The organism is Acidihalobacter sp. (genome assembly GCF_037381185.1).
Classification (GTDB): Bacteria; Pseudomonadota; Gammaproteobacteria; order DSM-5130; family Acidihalobacteraceae; genus Acidihalobacter_A.
Genome location: NZ_JARRQY010000051.1, coordinates 20,654 through 38,504, shown reverse-complemented (window position 1 = coordinate 38,504; position 17,851 = coordinate 20,654). Strand labels below are relative to the sequence as shown.

Annotated in this window: 16 protein-coding genes and 3 pseudogenes; 15 read left to right on the top strand and 4 right to left on the bottom strand. The window is 60.7% G+C overall.

The window, feature by feature from the left end:
* The 7 genes from P8014_RS16180 to P8014_RS16150 form a co-directional block, all read left to right on the top strand.
* A partial coding sequence (locus P8014_RS16180) for a GspH/FimT family protein (RefSeq protein WP_337818358.1) occupies positions 1 to 558 on the top strand: 558 nt, incomplete at its 5' end.
* Positions 555 to 1,097 (top strand): type IV pilus modification protein PilV, encoded by a 543-nt coding sequence (pilV, locus tag P8014_RS16175; RefSeq protein ID WP_337818357.1) that lies wholly within the window; start codon positions 555 to 557, stop codon positions 1,095 to 1,097. The genes P8014_RS16180 and pilV (P8014_RS16175), both read left to right, overlap by 4 nt.
* Positions 1,094 to 1,816 (top strand): PilW family protein, encoded by a 723-nt coding sequence (locus P8014_RS16170; protein ID WP_337818356.1) that lies wholly within the window; start codon positions 1,094 to 1,096, stop codon positions 1,814 to 1,816. The genes pilV (P8014_RS16175) and P8014_RS16170 overlap by 4 nt, the downstream gene beginning before the upstream one ends.
* A gap of 11 nt (positions 1,817 to 1,827) precedes the next feature.
* Entirely contained in the window at positions 1,828 to 2,568 is a 741-nt protein-coding gene (locus P8014_RS16165) for a PilX N-terminal domain-containing pilus assembly protein (protein WP_337818355.1), read from the top strand.
* Positions 2,569 to 2,642: 74 nt separating this feature from the next.
* The gene (locus P8014_RS16160; RefSeq protein ID WP_337818354.1) at positions 2,643 to 6,149 is read left to right on the top strand and encodes a PilC/PilY family type IV pilus protein; all 3,507 of its coding nucleotides are present in this window, start codon (positions 2,643 to 2,645) and stop codon (positions 6,147 to 6,149) included.
* Between the two features lie 23 nt (positions 6,150 to 6,172).
* Positions 6,173 to 6,526, top strand: coding sequence for a hypothetical protein (locus P8014_RS16155; RefSeq protein ID WP_337818353.1), 354 nt, complete (start codon positions 6,173 to 6,175; stop codon positions 6,524 to 6,526).
* Positions 6,523 to 7,026: a type IV pilin protein gene (locus tag P8014_RS16150; protein ID WP_337818352.1), complete on the top strand. Its 504-nt coding sequence runs from the start codon at positions 6,523 to 6,525 to the stop codon at positions 7,024 to 7,026. The genes P8014_RS16155 and P8014_RS16150 overlap by 4 nt, the downstream gene beginning before the upstream one ends.
* Before the next feature lie 82 nt (positions 7,027 to 7,108).
* Here P8014_RS16150 and ispH (P8014_RS16145) read toward each other — a convergent pair.
* Positions 7,109 to 7,534, bottom strand: a pseudogene (gene ispH, locus P8014_RS16145) (4-hydroxy-3-methylbut-2-enyl diphosphate reductase); the annotation flags it as partial.
* On the opposite strand from ispH (P8014_RS16145), the pseudogene P8014_RS16140 reads away from it, so the two are divergent.
* The 7 genes and pseudogenes from P8014_RS16140 to P8014_RS16110 all read left to right on the top strand — a co-directional run.
* A pseudogene (locus tag P8014_RS16140) lies at positions 7,514 to 7,654 on the top strand (IS256 family transposase); the annotation flags it as partial. The pseudogenes ispH (P8014_RS16145) and P8014_RS16140 sit on opposite strands and share 21 nt — an antisense overlap.
* Positions 7,655 to 8,202: 548 nt before the next feature.
* Positions 8,203 to 8,730 carry a GspH/FimT family pseudopilin gene (locus P8014_RS16135; RefSeq protein WP_337818351.1) on the top strand — a complete coding sequence of 176 codons (528 nt, stop codon included), beginning with the start codon at positions 8,203 to 8,205 and terminating at the stop codon, positions 8,728 to 8,730.
* The gene (gene pilV / locus P8014_RS16130; protein WP_337818350.1) at positions 8,727 to 9,284 is read left to right on the top strand and encodes a type IV pilus modification protein PilV; all 558 of its coding nucleotides are present in this window, start codon (positions 8,727 to 8,729) and stop codon (positions 9,282 to 9,284) included. Before P8014_RS16135 ends, pilV (P8014_RS16130) begins: the two co-directional genes overlap by 4 nt.
* 14 nt (positions 9,285 to 9,298) lie before the next feature.
* Complete coding sequence (locus P8014_RS16125; protein WP_337818349.1) at positions 9,299 to 10,066, top strand: hypothetical protein; 768 nt, start codon at positions 9,299 to 9,301, stop codon at positions 10,064 to 10,066.
* Positions 10,067 to 10,227: 161 nt separating this feature from the next.
* Positions 10,228 to 10,797: a PilX N-terminal domain-containing pilus assembly protein gene (locus P8014_RS16120; protein ID WP_337818348.1), complete on the top strand. Its 570-nt coding sequence runs from the start codon at positions 10,228 to 10,230 to the stop codon at positions 10,795 to 10,797.
* A 10-nt stretch (positions 10,798 to 10,807) separates the two neighbouring features.
* Positions 10,808 to 14,575 (top strand): PilC/PilY family type IV pilus protein, encoded by a 3,768-nt coding sequence (locus P8014_RS16115; protein WP_337818347.1) that lies wholly within the window; start codon positions 10,808 to 10,810, stop codon positions 14,573 to 14,575.
* A 24-nt stretch (positions 14,576 to 14,599) separates the two neighbouring features.
* Positions 14,600 to 14,863, top strand: a complete 264-nt coding sequence (locus P8014_RS16110) for a hypothetical protein (protein WP_337818346.1) — start codon at positions 14,600 to 14,602, stop codon at positions 14,861 to 14,863.
* A gap of 9 nt (positions 14,864 to 14,872) precedes the next feature.
* Here P8014_RS16110 and ispH (P8014_RS16105) read toward each other — a convergent pair.
* Both ispH (P8014_RS16105) and P8014_RS16100 read right to left on the bottom strand, forming a co-directional pair.
* Positions 14,873 to 15,711: pseudogene (gene ispH, locus P8014_RS16105) on the bottom strand (4-hydroxy-3-methylbut-2-enyl diphosphate reductase).
* A 114-nt stretch (positions 15,712 to 15,825) separates the two neighbouring features.
* Positions 15,826 to 16,263 carry a peptidylprolyl isomerase gene (locus P8014_RS16100; RefSeq protein ID WP_337818345.1) on the bottom strand — a complete coding sequence of 146 codons (438 nt, stop codon included), beginning with the start codon at positions 16,261 to 16,263 and terminating at the stop codon, positions 15,826 to 15,828.
* Positions 16,264 to 16,393: 130 nt separating this feature from the next.
* On the opposite strand from P8014_RS16100, the gene P8014_RS16095 reads away from it, so the two are divergent.
* Positions 16,394 to 17,047: a peroxiredoxin gene (locus P8014_RS16095; RefSeq protein WP_337818344.1), complete on the top strand. Its 654-nt coding sequence runs from the start codon at positions 16,394 to 16,396 to the stop codon at positions 17,045 to 17,047.
* Positions 17,048 to 17,098: 51 nt separating this feature from the next.
* Here P8014_RS16095 and P8014_RS16090 read toward each other — a convergent pair whose 3' ends face one another.
* The gene (locus P8014_RS16090) at positions 17,099 to 17,836 is read right to left on the bottom strand and encodes a ParA family protein (protein WP_337818343.1); all 738 of its coding nucleotides are present in this window, start codon (positions 17,834 to 17,836) and stop codon (positions 17,099 to 17,101) included.
* Positions 17,837 to 17,851 lie beyond the last annotated feature (15 nt).

Here is a 17,851-nt window from a genome sequence, read left to right as displayed (position 1 = left end):
GTCAACCGGGGCTTTACGCTGATCGAGCTGATGGTGGTGCTCGTGCTGGTCGCCGTCTTTACGTTGATCGGCATTCCCTCCTATCGCAGCATCACCACGACAAACCGCATGGCGACGGAAATGAATGCGTTCGTCGGCGATCTGCAGTTCGCGCGTAGCGAGGCGATCAAACGTGGATATGATGTCAGCATGTGTCCCGCGAATCCGGCGGTTTCACCTCCTACGCCGACCGCTCCGAATTGTCTTGCGGCAAATACGACGCGATGGACCAATGGTTGGGTGGTTTATGCCCCGCCGTTTGGTGGTAACGCCACAAGCGTATTGCGAATTCAAGCCGCTATGCAGGGGGGCGATAGTCTTGTATCGAATGCGGCTGCGGGCGCAGCTGTTACTTTCAACCGAAATGGATTTACTACGAACGGGCAGACCGTTGCTTTGGATAACCAAGGTCAGTCGAACGTAGAATCGCCGTGTGCGGTCATCAGCACAGTCGGGCGTGTCCGTGCGGGGAAGATACAAAAGAGTCAGCCAATTCAGGCTTCGAACTGCAAACAATGATTCCACGAATAGATCATCAGAGAGGTTTTAGCTTGATCGAGGCAATGGTGGCCTTGCTCATCATTGCGGTTGGCCTATTGGGCATTGCTGGTATGCAGGGGCTTGCGATTAACAGCAATGCCACTTCCCGTGTGCGTAGTGTGGCTGCGCTGGAGGCAGCCAGCATGGTTGCCATGATGCGTGCGAACAACGCGTACTGGGGTACCAATGCTGCCAGTGCGTCGGTCAGTGGCGGGGTTCTGGGAGGGAATGCGACGCTGGTTGGTTTGGGGACGTCGACCGCGTCATGTCTGAACGCGGTTTGTGCGCCTGCGGCCATGGCTGCCAGTGACCTGCAGCGCTGGGCTGCGGGTCTGGCTGCCCAGCTGCCGCAAGGCTCCGGGGCGGTGGCCTGCGCGGGCGCGCCGCTGGTTTGCACGGTGACCGTAAACTGGTTGGAAAAGAACATGGCTTTGAACGCCCCGACAGGTGCTGAAGCTGGAGCGCTGGCCACTGCAACAACCGGCACATTCAGTTATCAGACTGTGGTGATGCCATGACGGTGTTATATGCCAAGCAGCGAGGTGTCGGGCTCGTCGAACTGATGGTGGCTATGGTGCTGAGCCTGTTTCTGCTCGCGGGGTTGTTTACCATTTTCTTCAGTACGCGTCAGTCCTATGACACGCAACAGGATCTTTCGCGTCTACACGACAATCAGCGACTTGCGGCAACGATGTTGGCGCAAACAGTGCAACAGGCTGGTTATTTTCCGAACCCGACGACATTTACTCGTGCTGAAGCGTTCCCGTCGAATGCGACGTTCGCCACTGCCGGTCAAATTGTTTTTGGCGGAAATGTCACTAGTGAGGCTCTCGCGATTCGTTTCGTGGCCCCCGCCGCGGGTGGTCACATGCTCAATTGTCAGGGCGGATCGGCCAATGGCGCTACAACCGATATCTATCGAATTGATTACGATTCAAATATCAAGGCTAACGTGCTTGAGTGCAGCGCCAATGGCGCCGCATTTCAACCCCTCGTCAACCGAGTCAACACCATGCAGGTGTTGTTTGGTGTAGATACAAACAGTAATGGATCGGCTGATCGGTACATGAATGCAGCGACAGTCACGGCCAACAAGGCCTGGGCGAACGTCAAGAGCGTCAGTCTCCGCCTGGTGTTTGACAACCCGCTCAACAAACCGCAGGCCGCTCCGGGGCAACCGGCCACCATCGCGATGCCGATCGTGGTCAACCTGATGAGCGCTCCGAACAACCAGTAGGTGTGGCGGCGATGGCCAAGCGAAATATGAATATCGGATGGACGGCAGGCGGTAGACGCCAACGCGGCTTTGCGCTGATCGCCAGTCTTTTGATTCTGGTCATCCTTACCTTGCTGGGCGTAAGCATGTTCAGCGGTGTCGGTTTGCAGGAGCGCATGGCAGGGAACCTGCGCACCAAGACGCGGGCGTTGGATGCGGCAAATGCGGCGCTTGCGGCTGCGGAACAGAATCTGCTCAAACCGCTCGCTCCGCTCAATTTTACGGCTCCTCCCTCTGCCGCAGGCAGCAGCGCGATTCCGGCGAGTTCGGGTGATGCCGCGCCGGCCGTATGGGGGGCAAATCTTGCTGGACAGATTACCGCCAATCCGACGGGGCAATTTGTTTCGGACTCGCTTTGGGGCATTCAGACCTCGGGTACCACGGCAGGCAGCTGGAATTCGGGCATCAATTTCGCAACCAAGCCCCTGGCGCTGGATCTCTCGAACGGCCAACTCGTTAGCAGCAACAGCGATCACGCGAATGCGGTGAAGGCCGCAACGAATCGTGGCTACTTGACGGCCCCTGAATTGTACATCGAAGAGATGGGAAGTCAGCCGGTGCTTTCGAGCGGCGGAACGCTGACGCCGACGAGCCAGCGTGGCAGCAAAGGCAGTCAGGTCAATATTTATTATTACCGGCTTACCGCGCGCGGCGTAGGCGGGAACGCTGCAGCTGTCGCGGTGACGCAAGAATTTTTTGGAAGAATATGGTGATGGAGGACGGGGCGATGTCTTACATAAGGAAGCACGCTCGTTCGTTGGTTCGGGTGGTTTCTGCGGCGGGCCTTATGGCGCTGACGACCATGGCGTCCGCCGCGCCGCTTTACTCTATCGCCAATGACCCGCTTTTTCTGGTCACCAATATCCCGCCGAATATTACGCTGACGCTGGATGATTCGGGGAGTATGGCGTCGGCGTACGTGCCGGATAGCCTAACCAATAACAGTGGTGCATCTACGGATCGATTTAAATCGAGCACTTGGAATGCCCTCTACTACAATCCGTCTGTTACATACACCCCTCCGGTTGACGCAAGTGGTCAAGCGTTATCCACGACTTTCGATCAGGCTTGGATAAATGGTTTCGACCACACGCGTGGCTCTGTCGATTTGAGTAGCGATTACCGCGCAACGGTTTCTTACAATCCGGCCTCTACGGGGCAATCCACGGTGGGTCCGACTGGCGGCGCTTATTACTACACCTACAATGGAAGCGGCAATAAAAACAATGATGCAAATTACACGCTGCATCAATATTCGAATGGGAACTGGACTGCCGCGGAAAAACAGAATTTTGCCAACTGGTATTCGTTCTACCGCACACGAAACCTTTCGGTCGTGTCCGCGTCAACGCTGGCTTTTGCGAAATTGAATAGCAAAACGCGTGTCGCTTGGCAGACGCTTTCGTATTACGCCCTTCTACCTACTTGGTCCTGGGGCTATCACACAGACGGGCAGTGTTATGATTTCTCCGGATCGCATTGCCAGGGCTGGGATGATGTTAATGTCAACAATGCGATAGCCCGTTTTACCGGCACGCACAAGGATCAGTTTTATCACTGGCTTTCCCGGCTTCCGGCTAACGGAGGAACGCCGTTGCGCGCCGCGCTGGCGCGCGCAGGAAAAATGTACGAGACGGCGCGTCCTTACGAATATGACCCCGGCACTACAAATACCACGCCTGTGTATAGTTGTCGGCAAAACTATTCGATAGTGATGACCGATGGTGTGTGGAATGGCAGTGTGCAGCCGCCCTGGCCGTCAACAAGCAACAATAATCAGGATGGCACCCAGCATACTCTGCCGACCGATCCCGCCGGCACTACCACTACCTATAAGCCGGTAGCGCCGTACACCGATAGCAATAGTACGAGTCTTGCCGATATTGCGTTTTATTTCTGGCGCACGGATTTGAGGCCGACGCTTGCCAACTCGGATACGCTGAAATACATGCCGTATTCGACTGACGAGTACGTTACCGACGGGACCAAGACGGTGACGATCCCTCCGTACTGGAATCCGAAGAACGACCCGGCAAGCTGGCAGCACATGGTGACCTATACGGTAGGCGTTGGCCTGAGCAAGTGGCTGACGAATCCTCTCTGGGGCGGAGATACCTACGCGGCACCTGCTTACAACGCGTTCGCGACGGGAACCTCGAGCTGGCCGTCGGTGGGCTCTGCGCAGGCCAATGTCTACGATCTTTATCATGCTGCCCTGGATTCGCGTGGTGCGTTCTTCAGTGCGGAAAAGCCTCAGGACATCGTTAACGCCTTCAACGACATCATGCAGCGTATCGAGAATCGCCAGGGCACGGCATCCGGCGCTACGAGCAATGTCGGCAGCGTCAACGCCAACAGTCAGGTCTATCAGGCAAAATTCGACAGCAAGGACTGGAGCGGGCAATTCATCGCCAGCCGGATTTCCGATGGCAATGCGCTATCCGGCCCGTGTTACAACAAGCCAGTTGGTGACGTTTGCGGTATCGTCTGGAACGCCGAGACCTCCCTCGCCAGCCAGAATTGGAATACGGGGCGAGTCATGCTGACCTACAACGGCACGGCCGGTTCCGGGGAGCCGTTCCGCTGGAATCCTCTGAGTACGGCCGAGAAGACCGCATTGGAAGACGGTGGAAGCGTGACGGATGGTCAGAACCGACTCGATTGGCTGCGCGGCGATCAATCCAACGAGCAGCAGAACGGTGGAACCCTGCGTAACCGCAGCAATGTGCTGGGCGACATCGTGCACTCGAATCCGACATTTGTCGGTGCGCCGGATTTCGATTACAACCTCAGCAACAGCTGGCATGACAATCTGTATGGCTCGGCGACGATGCCGGAAAACAGCGCAACCGTCGATTACGGTCAATTCGAGGCCAATCACAAGGAACGGCTCAATGTCGTTTACGTGGGCGGAAATGATGGCTTTCTGCACGGCTTCGCCGCGGGCAACTACACCTATACCACTGGTACGAAGACCTATAACAACGCTACGAATACCGGTAAGGAAGTGCTCGCATTCATGCCGTCGCAGATGTTTTCCAACGCGGCGCGCCTGAGCAATCCGGATTACGTACAGGCGAGCAAGCATCGATTCTTCGTCGATGGACAGCAGTCGCAAACCGACGCGTTCTTCGGTGGGGCGTGGCATTCCATGCTGGTCGGCAGTCTGGGCGCCGGCGGCCAGGGCATTTATGCGCTGGACGTGACCAACCCGGCGAATTTTTCGGAAAGCAATGCAAGCAGCATTGTGAAGTGGGAGTTCGGCGTTAGCGCCGGCGGAAGCGATCTGGGATATACGTTCGGGCGCCCGCTGATAGTCCGCTTGCACAACGGCAAGTGGGGGGTTCTGGTCGGAAATGGATACAACAGCGCTTCCGGCACGGCGGCTCTGTACATCCTCGACGTTTCCGATGGGCATGTGCTGGCGGAGTTGAATACCAAAAAGACCAGTTGCAGCAACGGCAGCAAGTCCAACGGCATCGCTTATGTGACGCCGGTCGATATGGATTCGGATCACATTACCGATTACGTTTACGCCGGAGACCTGTGCGGCGACGTCTGGCGTTTCGACCTGACCGGTAATACGGCCGCGAGCTGGCATGTGTCGACGTTCGGCACCGGCAATCCCACTCCGTTGTTTCAAGCAACGGGCCCCGGAGGAAGCCCCCAGCCCATCACGAGCAAGATTATCGCGAATCCGAACCCGAAAGGTTTGAGCTATGGTGTCGAACTCTATTTCGGTACGGGCAAGTACTTCGAAACCGGTGACAACGTGCCCGATACCACGCACGTTCAGAGCATATACGGCGTATGGGATCACAATTTCACCGGCTCGAGCCCCTTTTCCTATCTCGTGACCAAGGGCTCGCCGGCAAGTACCTATAATTTGACCCGATCGGATTTGACGCAGCAGTCGATCATGTTCCAGGGTTTGGACAACACGAGCGGTAGCCAGACCTACGGAGAAACCGTGCGTGTGCTGAGCAACAATTCCATCGATTGGGCCAGCAGCATGGGGTTCTATCTGGACCTGGAGAAGCCGACTAATAATCTTTCCGGGACTGCGCCTAACCAAACGATCGCCACGCCGTCTTCATGGACTCCTCAGGGCGAGATGGTGGTCAACAATCCGTTGATAATCGGCCGTTCGATATATTTCTCGACGACGATTCCGTCCTCAGATCCATGTTCGGCGGGAGGTACAGGCTGGGTCATGGCTTTGAGTCTCGGTAGCGGGGGTGATTACCAAGGACGTACAAACAGGTTTCAATACCGGCAAATTGGGCTGGCGTGAGCTGCGTTGATCGGAGGTCAACGATGACATTCCTGCTGTATTCGAGCCGCGATAGCTTTACGCTACGTCATCTTCTGCTGACAATCGCCGCTATTGGCGCACTGGTTTTATCTGCGTCTGCCTTTTCTGCATCCCGAATTGCGACGCTGAAGGGGTTGGATATGTCCGATGGTTTGGTCGTGTTCGATCAAGGGGCATATCAAATGGGACCGAAACTGCGTCAAGAGTTGCAGCAGGAGGAATCGAACGGAACGCTCCGACTGCGTTCGGGCATGCGGGTGCGTGTGGAAACCGTGCCAATACCCGGTGCGCTCGGTAGTGGACCCCGGAGCGAGATGGCTGTGAAGCTCATTCCTCTTGGGGGCGGCAGACGATGAGACAGGTGATGGGCGCAAGAGGCATCGGGTATAGGCGAGGCGGATCGGCAGGGGGGTGTTCGCGTGGGGGGGCGCCTGCTCTTGGGCAGGGCGGATTCAGCCTGATCGAGTTGATGATCACGCTGCTCGTGTTCGCGATTATCGTGGCTTTCGCCTATCCGAACTATCAGAACTACGTGCGCAAAACACATCGCACTGCGGCCAAGACTGCGTTGCTCGAGGCGGCTAGCAGGGAAGAAAGGTATTTTTCGACAAACAATGTCTATAGCAATAGCCTGACGCAGCTTGGCTATCCCGCGACCCTTGATGTGCCAACCGGTGGTAGCCCCTATTATCGTGTGACGCTTGGCTTAAATGCGGCGTCAGGTTATGTCGTGACCGCGACGCCGCTGGCCGGATCAGGGCAGACCAACGACACGGAGTGCGGGAATTTTACGCTTAACGGTTTGGGCCAAAAGGGCATTTCTGGTACCGGAAGTGCTGCTACATGCTGGCAGTGAAAGGGCGCGCCGATCGGCTGTAGTGCGCTACGGTTGGCACCGTCAGTCTTTCCAAAACCTTGGGCCGTTTGTTATGTGGTTACTACTGGCGCAGCGCGCTTGGAAGACTGAATGTGATGTTCTCCTCTCGGCCTCGTTGCTCGCCAACGGCGGTGGCCCCCCAGTCCTGTAGCTGTGCTGTGACATCTTGTACCAGGGTTTCCGGGGCAGATGCCCCGGCGGTGACGCCGATGCGCGTTTTCCCTTCAATCCACTCGCGCCGAATGTCGCTTGGCCCATCGATCAGGTAGGCGGGTATGCCGGCCTTCTCGGCGAGTTCTCGCAGGCGATTTGAATTCGAACTGTTGGGCGAGCCGACGACGAGTATCGCGTCGCAGTCGCCGGCGAGCGTGCGCACCGCGTCCTGGCGGTTCTGGGTGGCGTAGCAGATGTCGTCCTTGCGGAGACCTTCGATGGCGGGAAAGCGCTCGCGCAGTGCGTCGATGACGGTGCGTTCCCGGACGGCCAGTCGGCCTTGATGCTGTGCGCAGCCCGATTGCGGCACATCGCAGGAACGAAATGGGGAACACGGCGCTATCTGAACATGCAGCCGCTATTCGAAACCACCCTGGAATCAACCACCGCCTGAGCACCGCCCCAACAAAAGTGCGCAAAAAATTGGACACTACCGCTGTCGGTTAAGCTGCTAAACCTCCGGCGTTCAGGGTTCCCGGAGCGTCTTATCCTTATTTGTAAAACGGCGGGCATAAACGCCTGCATCCGCACTCCGGTGCGCCTGTCCCGGGCGGCTTTCTCTGAATCAAGGCTCATGGAGCGGAACCGAAGTCGTTCGGCGTGGTCATAAAGATTCAGCAAACACTGCGCGTGTCGGGAGCCCTAAGACACACTGAATAAACGCGCGAGCAGGTCGAGATGCCAGACGCATGGCGCATATGCCAGAGCACTGCTCAGGCGGGCCTTATCTATTCGGGTGGGTGAGGAAGTGAGCACCGCGCAACGCCGTAAATCGTGCGCGCAGCCCTTTATTCATGCGTCCTGAGCGCTGCGTAGGTGTTGGTGCCCCTGTTCGATTGAAGTCGGGCGGCGCAAACCTTTGGCTGTTCCTGTCTCAGCATAATCGGGAGGTTGTGAGTGTTGACGACGGCACGACCACTGTTCTCATGGCGATTTGCAGGAGTGGCCGATCAGGGTTTCACCCTGATCGAGTTGATGGTGGTGTTGGCGCTGGTCGCCCTCTTCGCGCTGATCGGCATTCCTTCCTATCGCAGCGTGACCACGCGCAATCGCATGGCGGCGGAGATGAACGCCTTGGTCGGCGATCTGCAATATGCGCGCAGCGAAGCGATCAAGCGCGGCCACGACGTCGATGTGTGCGCCACCGATGCGCAGTCCGCTCCCGATTGTCTCGGCGCGAATGCGACGCAGTGGAGCGGCGGCTGGGTGGTCTACGCGCCGGCCTTTGCCGGCAACATCACCCATGTGCTGCGGGTGCAGGCGGCCTTGCAGGGCCACGATACGCTGGCGACCAACGCGGCGAGCAATCCCGGTGTCATCGCCTTCAATCGCAATGGTTTTGCCCCCGGCGTGCAGCAGACCTTCGTGCTCAACGATGCGGCGGGCGCGGCGCAGCAACGGCGTTGCGCGGTGCTGTCCACGGTCGGGGGCATATCGATTCGCACAGCGGGAGAGCCCAGTTGTCCATGATGTCGAAACGCGCACAGCGCGGCTTCAGCCTGATCGAGGTGCTGGTGGCGCTGTTGGTCATCGCCGTCGGCCTGCTCGGCATCGCCGGTATGCAGGCGATGAGTCTGGACCGTACCGCGACTTCTCGGGTGCGAGCCCTGGCGGCGGTCGAGGCGTCGAACATAGCGGCCTACATGGCGGCCAATGCGCCCTATTGGCGCAACGTGGCCCTGCCTTTCAGCGCCACCGTGCAGCCGACCGGTACGCCGCTGGGCGCTTCCGTGACCTTGTCCACCGCGAATTCGATCTTGATCGACAGCTTCAGTGCGGCGCCGGATTGCGACAGCGCTCCCTGTTCTGTGCCGCAGATGGCTGCCGCCGATCTCCGGCAATGGGGTGGCGTGGGCGAACTGGGCTTGTTGCCCGGCGCCGTCGCGCATATCGCCAGCAACGGCACCGAAGCCGGGGTGTTCCGTGTCTCGGTGGGTTGGTCGGAAAAACGTTCTAAGGACAGTGCCGGCGGCAGCGCCCTCGCGCCGTCCACCACCTGGTATCGCATCGTGGTGCAGCCATGAGTCGAGGCGCGTCCATGCAAGTCCGTACACAAGCCGGTATCGGTCTGGTCGAACTGATGGTGGCGCTGGTGCTGAGCCTGTTCCTGCTCGCTGGCCTGTTCACCATCTTTTTCGGCATGCGCCGCAGCTATAACGACCAGCAGGCCTTGGCGGCTTTGCAGAACAACCAGCTGCTGGCAGCCTCGGTGCTCAGCGACACCCTGCGCGGGGCTGGTTATTTCCCTTACGGCGCCAGCTACGCAAGCCGGGCGCAGGCATTTCCCGCCAACACGACCTGGGCGGCGGGGCAGGTGGTGTCGGCATCGGGCACGGCGGCCGGGCCGGATACGCTTTCGTTGCGCCTGATTCCCGCGCAGGCGACGAACTGTTTCGGCCAGAACAGCAGCGTGGTGCAGGTCAATACGTTCAAGCTGATCGACACGCAGGCCAGTCCCCATTCGCTGGCCTGCACCGCGACGCCGGACAAGGGCCTCTTTCAGACCAATGCGCTGGTGTCGCCCTCGGGCACGAGCGGCATCAATCCCAATGGCGGCGGCGTGCAGAACCTGCAGGTCAAGATTGGCGTGGCGCCGAACGGCGATGCGGTGCAGCAGTATCTGCCGCCGAACAAGATGACCGCCGCCGACTGGAAAGCCGCGCGCAGCGCCATCGTCACCCTGACCTTCTTCAATCCGCTGTTCGATGCCGCGCATACCGAGGCGGGAGCGAATACCGACAGCCAGGGTCAGCCGCGTTATCTGCGCATGATCCGCGTCATCCGCCTGGAGAATCTCGCGCCATGAGTATTCGTAAAATCGTCTCGAGGGGTGCGCTGAAGCAATGCGCGAGCGGGATGGACTGCAAGGCGCACGGAACGCCGCGACCGAGGCCTTTCAGCGGGATAGGCGAGGGAGCGTGCGCCGCACCGCCATTCATTCAACGTGTCCCGAGGCAGCGTGGCTATGTGCTCATCACCGCGCTGCTCATCCTGGTCATTCTCACGCTGCTGGGCGTGAGCATGCTGAGCGGCGTCAGTCTGCAGGAAAAAATGGCCGGCAATACGCGCGCGAAAACGCGGGCGACCACCGCGGCGGACTTCGTCGTCAATGCCGTGGAGACTCTGCTGCCGAGCATGCCGATGCTCGTTTCCGGCTGTACCTCGCCAGCTAACGCGTGGCGGATTTGCGCCGCCAACACGCTGAGCGACAGCAGCGCGGTGGCGGACTCGACCTGGGGCCTGAACGGCGGTACGAGCTATGCCGTTTCGGCCACGGCGTTGCCCTCGCTGCGCTTTCCCGCGGGCCTCATCCACGCCGGCGGCGGCAGCAACGTCTATGCGCATACTCCGGAGTTCTTCGTCGAGTATCAGGGCCGCGGCGCAACCCCTTCCGGCTACAGCCTGTCGGTGAATCAATACGGCAGCGGCAGCGCGCCGGTGGTCGATATCTATCGCACCACGGCGATGGCCACTGGCGGCAACGACACCGCGGTTTCCGTCATTCAATCGCTCTACAGCTACATGCACATGCGCTGAGGTGCTCTTAATGCACAGTCGTCTTGCACGCTGGATTCTGCGCGCCGTTCAGGTGATCGCGCTCGGCCTGTCGGGAAGCGGGGTCGCTCTGGCCGGATCATCTCCGCAGGTCGTGATTTCCAATGTTCCGATGACCCTGGCCCAGCCCACGCCGCCGCAGGTGATGCTGGCGCTGACCAATTCGCAGTCCATGGACGGGAGTCTGTCCGGCGCTATCATGACCGGCTCCGGCGCGGTCAGCGGCTTTTCCGGTCCGTCGTCGCCGACCTGTTATACCGTGCCTGCCGGTTTCACGCCGCCCGAGTCCGGCGCCGGCGGCTGCCCGGCCGGAGAGGCGCCTTACACCGTCACCGACTCCGGCACGCAATACGACAACAGCCCGAGCCGGCTCAATGTCGCCAAACAGGCGCTCATGGCCGTCATCAAGCAGTACGCGCCCACGTTCAATATCGGTCTGATGGACTACCAGACAGGCAAGCCGAGCCTGAGCAGTACCTGGGTTTATTACATGAGTCCGACCGACGGATTCGCTTTTACCGACGATAATTCCGATCCCCTGCCTGCCGGAGCCAATGCCTGGGTCGTCAATCCCTGTTATCAGGCCTCGTCGACATCCGAGGCGTCATCCGACTGCGCTTCGATGGCCGCTGTGCAGGGGATGTCCGGGATAAGCAGCGATCACTACATGGCGGTGCAGGCCACTTCGGACGCGTCGGACATCAACGATGTGCTTTACGCTGATTCACTACCCGATATTTTTATGGTTTACGGTGGACCGAGCCCCTCTTCGCCCTATCCGCCCAATTTTTCCCTGTCTGATTACAACAGCGGCAATATCCAGCTTTACTATTCGTACACTACGTATAGCAATTTTGGGTTCTCCTCCAGTCCGACCAATGCCGGTTACGTGCCGTATTCCCCCGAGTCAATCGATGCGCTGCGCGGCTTCGGTTATAGCGCCTCGGACACGGCCGACAGCGGGAATGTGCTGGTGACGATCAAGCCGGCCGGGGTCAACGGCCAACCCGCGACGATTTCCCAGATCAATCATTACATCAACAAGTTTTCGCCCTACCTCGCTCCCGAAACCGACAATTCTCAGGGCAAGGACATCAAGGCGTCGGCCGGGCAGAGCCCCATCGCGGGCATCCTCGCCGGTGCTTACTCTTATTTCACCAAGAGTAGCGACAGCAGCACGCCAACGGTCAATGACTGCCCAGTGAAACGCTATGTCGTGCTGGTCACCGACGGTCTGCCGACCGAGGATCTTAGCGGCGACAGCTGGCCGCCGCTCGGCAGCGTGTCGGGCAATGGCTACGGCGTGAAGGCGACATTCAACTTGGTCGGCGGCGGCACGGTTTCCACCACCAGCTCGGACTTCAAGGCCGATGTGCTCGCCGGCAAGACGCTGGGCTTGGCGACGACCAACGACACGGCGCTGAGCGACGCCATCAGCAAACTGAAGACCTTGGGCGAGAAGAACATCGAAACCTATGTGGTGGGCATGGGCGCCGGCGTCGATCCGAGCAAGAATCCCGCAGCCGCCGCCACCCTCAAGGCCCTGGCCATCGCCGGCGGCACGAAGAACTACTTCGCCGGCACCAGCGCGCAGGCGGTGGTTCAAGACATGCAGGTCATCTTCAGCCAGATCCAGGCCGCCAACATGTCGACCACCGCGGTGGCGGCCAATTCCGGCAGCATCCAGAGCAACACCCTGCTGTATCAGGCCCGCTTCAGCTCGCAAACCTCGCCCGACGCCGACTGGACCGGCAACCTGTTCGCTTTCCCGCTCAACTCCGATCTGAGCGTCAACACCGATTCGTCCGATGCCGTTTGGCAGGGCGCGGCGCAGCTCGATAACGCGTTGGCCGACGGCGGCTGGAAGACCATGCCGATCATCACCTGGAATTCGGCCAAGAATGCCGGAGCGCCGTTTGTCTGGTCCTCGTTGGATGCCGCCCAGCAGACGGATCTGGAGCAATACTGGGGTTCCTTGTCGACGACGCAGCAGTCCGCCTTCACCGATGAGGCGGCCTACGGCCAGGCGGTGCTCGATTATCTGCGCGGCGACGAGAGCCAGGAACAGGTGAACGGCGGGGTCTTCCGCGACCGTTCCAAGCTGCTGGGCGACATCGTCGACAGCAATCCGCTCTATGTGGGGCCGCCGCCGGCGGTTTCCGGGCTGTCGGCGCCGCCCGCTTCGAGCAGTGCCACGGTCGCGGCCTATACCGCGGCGAATACTGCTTACGCGACATTCGCCGCCGACAATGCCGGGCGCGCGCCGATCGTCTATGTGGGCGCGAACGACGGTCAGCTGCACGGCTTCGATGCGACGAGCGGCGCGCCGGTGTTCGGTTTCGTGCCCGCCGGCGTCTATGGCGATCTGGCGGATCTGAGCGAACCGACCTACAACGCCAACCATCGTTTCTATGTCGACGGCTCGCCGAACGCCGGCGACGTGCCGTTCACCAGCAGCGGCAAGGTGAACTGGCACACCCTGCTGGTCGGCGGGCTGGATGCGGGCGGCAAGGGCATTTATGCGCTCGACGTGACCCATCCCGAGCAGACGATTCAGAATGCCAGCGGCGACGCGCAGACGGCATTGGCTCAGCATGTGTTGTGGGACATCACCGACAGCACGCCGGGATTCGCGCAGCTGGGGCTGAGCTATAGCCAGCCCCAGGTCGCGGTGATGAACATCGACAACGCGACTGGAACCCCGATGCCGACGCCGGTGGTGATCTTCGGCAACGGCTACAACAGCGCTGCCAGCTCGCCGTATCTGTATGTGGTGAATGCCCAGACCGGCGCCTTGATCCACAGTTTCGATCTGTGTTCGCAGTCCAGCGGCTTGGAGCCCGCGGCGTGCAAGTCGTCCCTGGCCAACGGGCTGTCCACCCCGACCGTGGTTTCGGTCCAGGGCAACGGGCTGGCCGACCGGGCCTATGCCGGCGATCTCCAGGGCAATCTGTGGCGCTTCGACCTGTCCTCGCCCGATCCGGCGAACTGGACGGCCCGGGTGCTGTTCAAGGCGGTGGGGCCGAACAACAACCCACAACCGATCACCACCGCACCCGCCGTCTCGCAGGCGCCGGAGGGTACCAACGGCCAGTTGGTGTTCTTCGGTACCGGTCAGCTGCTTGGCCAGCCGGACCTGACGGATACGGACACGCAGTCGTTTTACGGCGTGCTTGATAACGGCACGGATTCCGCCCTCACCACCAGCGTCGGCAGTCCGCAATGGCTGACACGCTCCCAGCTGCGGGCTCAGACGATAGCGACCACGACTTACAGCTACACCGATTCGAGCGGCGACACGCAGACCGAGAACGTGAGGACCATCGCCACCCATCCGGTGAATTTCGCCCTGGTCGACGGTTGGTACATGGATCTGCCGGATCCGGGCGAGCGGGTCATCACCCCGCCGAGGGTATTCGGCCAGGAGGTGGCGTTCACCACCGACGTGCCGGCCACCAGCAGCTGCGGCGGTGGCATGCAGAGCTTCCTCATGGTGGTGAACTTCGCCACCGGCGGCGCCTTCAACACGCCGGTGCTCGATCTGAACAACGACGGCCATTACGACGCCGGCGATCAGGCCAGCGGCGGGGTCAATCCGGTGGGCGTCGATCTGGGCGGGGTTTATTCGTCCGGCGTGACGCTGATGCCGACGGGCAAGCACTCGGTCAAATACATCTCGCAATCCAGCGGCAAGATCAAGGCGATGCGCGAGCGGGCCGGGCTGGTGTCGGGGCGGTTGAACTGGGACGAGCTGCGTTAAGGGCGCGCAATGGAGGATAGAAGTATGTCATTGCATCGACGGATGGCTGCCGTGTCGGCAAGACGAATCGCGCTGTGTGCTCTCGGTGCGTGGCTGGCGCTGGGCACGCAGCAGGCGCTGGCCTGCACGGCCTTTCCGGCCGCCAGGCTGGCGAATGGGGAAATCGTCAATCTCAGGACCGGGGTGATCCGCGGCGGTCCCCAGGCCGGCCGCTACGTGTCGCCAGCGCTGCTGCGCGAACTGCGCCAGCGCCACGATGCGGCTGCGCGTCGGCGCGCGCAGCGGTAATAAGGGCGATCAGCCGCGCAGCGCGCTCGGCAGGCTGAAGGTGATCTTTTCCTCGCGGCCGTGCTGTTCGTGCACGCGCTCGGCGCCCCAGGCCTGAAGCTGGGCGACGACGTCGCGCACCAGAGTTTCCGGTGCCGAGGCGCCGGCGGTGACGCCGATATGCCGCTTGCCTTCCAGCCATTCCTGCTTGATGTCGGTGGGGCCGTCGATCAGATAGGCCGGCACGTCGGCCTTTTCGGCCAGTGGGTGGCGTAGCAGATGTCGTCCTTGCGGGGACCTTCGATGGCGGGAAAGCGCTCGCGCAGTGCGTCGATGACGGCGCGGGCATCATCGACGGACAGTGTGGTCTGGGTGACGAACGCAAGATGCTCCGGGTCCCGCACTTCGAGCTGTGCGGCGTCTTCGGGCGAATCGACTAGGTAGATGTCGCCGCCGAAGCTGCGGTCGTACTGCCCCATCGTACCCTCGACCTCGGGATGTCCCCGGTGCCCGATCAGCACGGCTTCGCGCCCTTCCCTGGCGTATTTGGCTACCTCGATGTGTACCTTGGTGACCAGCGGACAGGTTGCGTCGAAGACCGTCAGTTCACGTGATTCGGCCTCCCGGCGCACGGCCTGGGAAACTCCGTGGGCGCTGAAGATCACGGTCGCGCCGTCGGGGACTTCGGCGAGTTCCTCGACGAAGATGGCGCCCTTGGCGCGTAGTCCGTCGACTACGAACCGGTTGTGTACGACCTCGTGACGGACATAGATCGGGGCGCCGAATCGCTCGAGTGCGCGTTCGACGATTTCGATGGCGCGGTCGACACCAGCGCAGAAGCCGCGAGGGTTGGCGAGAAGAATGTCCATGGGAGTGCTCGGATAGGAGTTGGCCGGCGGCAACGTCCGCGGCTTGAATTATCCGGATACGTTAACGTAAGCGGCTTGCGGCGTCACCCCGCGCGGGTTGGGGATAAGGGCATTTCAGTTACAGGCGAGTACATGAACTTCGAATGCGAAGTCATGGCCGGCCAGCGGGTGGTTGAAGTCGACCAGCACGTGTTGCGCTTCCACCGATACGATGCGCCCGGCCAAGGTGTCGCCGGTTGGGGTCTCGAAGGCGACCATGGCGCCCGGCTCGAGCATGGCTTCATCGCCGAACAGGGATCGTTCGAGTGTTTGGAGCATTTCCGGATCGTACGGACCGAAGCCGCGTTCCGCTGTGAGATGAAACGTTTCGTGCGTGTTAGCGGTCATGCCTGCCAGGCAACGCTCGAGTGCGGGGTGCAGCGTACCGTCGCCGAGCCGGATGTGCAGCGGCTCGCTTTCCTCGCTGCGGTCGAAAACGGTGCCGTCTTCAAGGCGGAGTTCGTAGTGCAGGGTGAGGGTGAATGCCCGGTCTTGATCGTCGCTGTCTATCATAAGAATTTAATTAATTAATAAATTATCTATATACCTAAGAGATTGGACTAAGTATGATTCTCACCAACGGCCAATCAGTGCCGGTTCATCCAAGCTTGAAACAGTTAATCAAAACACAAGGAGACGCATCATGGAAAACGAACAGCAGGCACAGGTAGCGGGACTTCCGCGTTTGAACGAGCCGGCTCCGGCGTTCAAGGCCAAGACCACGCATGGCGAGCGCTCGCTGGAGGACTACAAGGGCAAGTGGCTCATCCTGTTCTCCCACCCGGCCGATTTCACGCCGGTGTGCTCCACCGAGTTCATGGCCTTCGCCAAGCTGCACGACCAGTTCCAGGCCAAGAACTGCGATCTGCTCGGCCTGTCCATCGACAGTAACTACGCGCATATCGCCTGGGTTCGCAATATCAAGGAGAAGTTCGGCGTCGACATCCAGTTCCCGATCATCGAGGACCTGAGCATGGATGTGGCGCGCGCTTACGGCATGATCCACCCCGGCGCGGCCGACACCTCCGCGGTGCGTGCGACCTTCCTCATCGATCCCGAGGGAGTGCTGCGCGCGATGGTCTACTACCCGATGAGCAACGGGCGCTCGATTCCCGAGTTCCTGCGCCTGCTCACCGCGCTGCAGACCTCGGACACCAACGCCTGCGCGACGCCGGAGGGCTGGCAGCCGGGCGAGGCGGTGATCGTGCCGCCGCCGCAGACCGCCGAGGCCGCGGAGAAGCGCGCCAGCGAGGGTTACGAGTACACCGACTGGTACTTCAGCAAGAAGCAGCTCTGAAGCTGTAACAGTGCAACGAGCCGGCCGCAAGGCCGGCTCGTTTGCGTTCGTTCAACAACCCAGCCGGTTGCGAAGCTCGGTCCACAGCGCCTGGTACTGCAGTGCCGCCGGGCTGTGTGGTGCGTAGTCCTGCAGCAAGGCTCGGCGCGGGCCCATCTGCTCGATGATCGACGCGTACGGGATACCCGTGCGAAGCAGCGTGGAGATCTCCCGTGGCAGGGTCTCGACAAGCTCGCGATGCAGGCGCCGGCGCCTGTCGACCATGCTTAGAAAGGGATACAGTCTGACCTTGCGCATGTGCTGGCGCGCCAGGTGCTGCACCAGCACGCCAAAGGTGTGCACCGAAAGACTGCTGGGGATCATCGGCGTGGCGACCACATCGGCCAGCCGCAGCACTTCGTCGTTGATCGGCTGAATGCCGGCCGGGCAGTCGAGAACCAGCAGCGCATAGTCCTCCGCAAGCGGCGCGGCCAAGCGTTCGAGTAACTCGTCGTCCTGATCCACGCGCTGTTCCAGCCGGCGGCTCGACAGCCCTCCGGCCAATAGATGCAGGCGCGGCCAGCGGGTTGGCTGAATCAGGTCTCCGATCGGGATTTTGCCCCGCGTCAGGCGCTTCATGCCGCCGATGTCCTCGCTGTCGAAGCCGAGGTACCAGGCAGCGGAGCCTTGCGGATCGAGATCCCAGAGCAAAGTCCGCAGTCCCTGTTCGGCGGCGAGGCTGGCCAGGTTGACGGCCGCAGCGGTCTTGCCGACGCCACCCTTGAGGTTGTAGAGCGCGAGCGTTTTCATCTGTACATCATAACG